3 protein-coding genes are annotated in these 3,294 nt (G+C 76.2%); all 3 read right to left on the reverse strand.

The features are described 5' to 3' along the window. Position 1 precedes the first annotated feature (1 nt). Positions 2–931, reverse strand: a complete 930-nt coding sequence (locus DZF91_RS26260; RefSeq protein ID WP_235834574.1) for a polysaccharide deacetylase family protein — start codon at positions 929–931, stop codon at positions 2–4. Further along, positions 928–2,037 (reverse strand): glycosyltransferase family 2 protein, encoded by a 1,110-nt coding sequence (locus DZF91_RS26265; RefSeq protein WP_117359863.1) that lies wholly within the window; start codon positions 2,035–2,037, stop codon positions 928–930. Before DZF91_RS26265 ends, DZF91_RS26260 begins: the two co-directional genes overlap by 4 nt. Next, on the reverse strand, positions 2,034–3,294 hold a 1,261-nt coding region (locus tag DZF91_RS26270; RefSeq protein WP_235834575.1), incomplete at its 5' end, for a GNAT family N-acetyltransferase. The genes DZF91_RS26265 and DZF91_RS26270, both read right to left, overlap by 4 nt.

The following is a 3,294-nucleotide window of genomic DNA, read 5'->3' on the forward strand; positions in this document are numbered from 1 at the left end:
GTCACGGACGCTCCCCCCGGCCCGGCGCGGCGGCGGCCGGACGGAGCGCGGCGGCGCGCCGGAGCCCGTAGCGGGCGCGGCGGACGACGGCGTAGCCCCGCGTCAGGACGTGGTCCTTGAAGAAGATCAGCGGGATGTCCCTGCCCTCCACGACGCGGGCGAACGTGCGGGGCGCGGTCGACGCGCGGACGGTCAGCCGGGGCACGGCGAGGGGGTCGGCGGTCCCGGCCGCCATCCGGTTGGCGACCGCGCACGCCGTGTCGTACCCCGCCGCGCGCGCCATCCGACGCACCCGCGCGCTGGAGTAGCCGAACGGATAGGCCATCGTGCGGACGGGGGCGCCGAGCCGGTCCTCCAGCAGGCCCCGGCTGCGCGCCAGCTCCTCGCGCAGCGCCCGGTCGGGGAGCTGGTCGAGCTGCGGATGGCTGTGGCTGTGCGCGCCGATCTCGATCCCGTGCGCGGCGGCCTCGGCGACCTGCGCCCACGACAGCGTCCGGTCGAGGGGACGGCCCGCCGCGTCGGCGCCCGCGTCCGCGAGCCACCCGGTGGTCACGAACACCGTGGCCGCGAAGCCGTGCCGGTCGAGGACGGGGAGCGCGTTCTCATGGAAGTCGGCGTACCCGTCGTCGAAGGTGATGACCACCGGCCGCGTCCCCGGACCGCCCGCACGGCCGGAACCGGACGCGCCGGACGCGTTACCGGACGCGCCGGGGTCGGGGCCGGACGCGCCGAGGGCGGAGAAGGGCACGGGCGCGAAGCCGCGCGCGGCGAGGTACGCCATCTGCTCGGCGAACGCGGCCACCGGAACGGACAGGCCGCGCGTCGCCGGGGTGGGCCGGTCGGTGACCGAGTGGTACATCAGCACCGGCACCGGAGCCGACAGGACGGCGTTCTGGCCGTCCGGTGGGACGGGGGGAAGCTCGGTGGTCACCGGACGGGTTCCTCCCCGCTCGGACGGGCCGCCCCGCCGACGCCACCGAGACCCCCGACGCCCCCGACCCCGCCGGGCGCCGCCGGGGCGGAACGGCGGGCGGCGCGCCTGCCGAGGGCGTACCCCCAGGCCGTCCACGCGAGCCCGACCGTGATGGCGGAGGCGCGGCCGAGCCCGGCGAGGTCGCCCCGGCAGGCGTCGCCGAGACCGCGCAGGACGCCGCGCGGGAGCGTGCGCAGCGCGTGGGCGCGCTCGCTGGCGAGGCCGTCCTGCGTGCCGACGCTCCGGGTGACCAGGGCCTTCGACAGCCCTTCGGCGTAGCAGCGTTCGCGGAAGTAGGAGAACCGGGCGCGTTCGGGCGGGACGCGGTGCCAGATGACCGCGTCGCCGTCGAGCAGCAGCTCGGACTCCGGGCTGCGCTGCCTCAGCCGGATGCAGAACTCGGTCTCCTCGCACCCGAACGGCCTGCTGTGGACGCCGCGTCCGATCCCCGAGCTGAACCCGCCCGCGACGGGGAACATCTCCCGCCGGAACGAGGCGTTGCCGCCCATCAGGTTGCGGACGGGCCCCGCCTCCAGCCCCCGGTAGGTGCAGCCCACCGTCCAGTCGAACTCCTCCGGGAACCAGCGCGGACGCGTGCCGGTGGACGACGGCACGGGCGCGTCCACCAGTTCGGCGGACGGCGTGGACCCCGGCCACATCGGCAGCGTCATGCCGCCGACCCCCGCGACGAAGGGGTCGGCGTAGTGCGCGGAGAACGCCCGCAGCCATCCGGGCGCGGCGACGGCGTCGTCGTCGAGGAAGGCCACGACGTCCCCGTGCGCGACGGCGACGCCGGTGTTCCTGCCTCCCGACAGGCCGCGCTCCTCCCGGTTCTCGACCACGAGCACGTCCGGAAGGGACGCCTTCAGCCGTTCGTACAGGGCCGGGTTGTGGTCGATGACCAGCACGATCTCCTCGGGGGCGTGCTCCTGCGCGCGCACGGAGGCGACCGCCGCGTGCACGTCGTCCCAGCGCCTCTCCGTGAAGGCGCAGATCACCACGGAGAAGCGCGGCCCGCCCCGGCGGGACTCCGCCGGGGGGCCGTTCGGCGGGGGACTGGTCATCGGCCGCGCCCCCTCAGCCTGGCGTAGGTCTTGAGGACGCGGTCGGCCCGCCGGTACAGGGCCGGGTTGTCGAGGACGGCCCCGCGCGCCCGGTTCAGCGGGGCGGAGCGCATCCAGTGGACGCCGGCGCCCGCCGTGGCGCGCGCGACGCGTCCCTCCGCGATCGGGATCTCGCGGCCCTTGAAGCCCTCCTTGAACTCCTTGCCGCCGCGTCCCATGGCGATCTCCGAGACGCCGTTCCCGGCGCACCCCTCGGCCAGCCGCAGATGGCCGATCATGCCGGGGGAGTACTTGCCGAAGCGGGTGTCGTAGGCGGGGAACCAGCCCGCCATCACCCCGCCGTTGCGCAGCCCGAAGTGCGCCGAGACCGGCTCGCCGCCCGCCCGCAGGACGCTCAGCACGCCGAACCCGGTGCGGTGGAAGTGCTCCACCAGGGCCACGATCCACGGCCGGGCGAAGCGGTCCGTGCGTCCGGTGCGGGTGTACTGGTCGGACTTCCAGGCCATGAGGCGGCGCAGGTCGTCCGGGTCGGCGGAGGCGAACTCGTAGGTGACCTCGCCGACGTCCCGGCCGAGCCTGCGCTCCTTGTAGCGGATCGTCCGGTGCGTCTTGGGCGCGGTGCGCCGCATCTCCTCCTCGAACGCGGCGAAGCCCGCGCCGAGGTCCATGACGGGCTCGACGCGCTGGACGGTGTGGTGCGGCGCGAACGTGTGCTGCGCTGCGAGCAGGTGGTCGAAGTCCCAGACCGCGAGGCCGCACGCGCGCAGCAGCGCCCGCGCGTCGAGGGCGAGGTCGGCCGGGGCCACCAGGCCCTGCAGGTCGGTGAGGCCGGAGCCGACCGGGTGGCCGACGCCGAGCGGGCCCCGCTCGAACGGGAAGAACGCCGCGATCTCCCCGGCGTCCTCGACCACGCCCACCAGGACGTCCACCCGGCCGGACCCGGCGCGGCGGAACCGGCCCACGCCGAGGGTGAACTCGGGCGCGAGGAAGGGATTGGCGAGGTCGGGGCCGGACTCCTGGAGCGCGCGCCACCGTCCGATCTCGGCGGGACCGAGATCGGACGGGCGGACGACGGACACCTTCACTCGGTCCCCGTCCGGCTCAGCGCGGCGGACCGCCAGGACGGCCGCACCCGGTTCGGCACGGTGTCGGCGACTGAGGCCGCCGCTGCCGCTGCCGCCGCGGACGCGGAGGCCGACGCCGCGGGAAGGGACGCGGGTGCCGGGGAGGCGGACGGCCCGAGCGGCCCGGGGCGCC

This window comes from Actinomadura logoneensis, from assembly GCF_003428695.1.
GTDB lineage: Bacteria > Actinomycetota > Actinomycetes > Streptosporangiales > Streptosporangiaceae > Spirillospora > Spirillospora logoneensis.

Bases quoted from the DNA above. Each gene is read 5' to 3' on its own strand.
- DZF91_RS26265 (WP_117359863.1), bottom strand. From the start codon at position 2,037: ATGACCAGTCCCCCGCCGAACGGCCCCCCGGCGGAGTCCCGCCGGGGC.